Annotated in this window: 1 protein-coding gene; it reads right to left on the bottom strand. The window is 63.6% G+C overall.

Annotation, left to right across the window (positions count from 1 at the left end; genetic code table 11):
• A partial coding sequence (locus tag I6F21_RS38300) for a substrate-binding domain-containing protein (RefSeq protein ID WP_225184459.1) occupies positions 1-401 on the bottom strand: 401 nt, incomplete at both ends.

The following is a 401-nucleotide window of genomic DNA, read 5'->3' as shown; positions in this document are numbered from 1 at the left end:
CGCCTGGATCGCGCCGCCGGCCGTGCCGTCGTTGGAGGCAACGATGCCCTGGATGTTGTTGTTGTTGGCGGTCAGCGCGTTCTCAACAATGTTCTGCGCCTTGGAGGGGTCCCACTCCGGCGTCCACTGCTCGCCGACGATCTTGATGTCGCCCTTGTCGACGTACGGCTTGAGCACCTTCATCTGGCCCTCGCGCAGCAGGCGTGCGTTGTTGTCGGTCGCGGCGCCGCCCAGAAGGAAGTAATTGCCCTTCGGCGCGAGCTTGACCACGCCCTGCGCCTGCAGCTCGCCCACCTTCACGTTGTCGAAGGTCACGTAGCCGTCGATGTCGGCGTTCAGGATCAGGCGGTCATACGACACCACCTTGATGCCTTTCTTCTTGGCGCTGGCCATGGCGTTGC

This window comes from Bradyrhizobium sp. NBAIM03 (assembly GCF_020194055.1).
Taxonomy (GTDB): Bacteria; Pseudomonadota; Alphaproteobacteria; order Rhizobiales; family Xanthobacteraceae; genus Bradyrhizobium; species Bradyrhizobium yuanmingense.
Note: the sequence above shows the minus strand (reverse complement) of the source record. Positions and strands in the feature narration are given on the sequence as shown.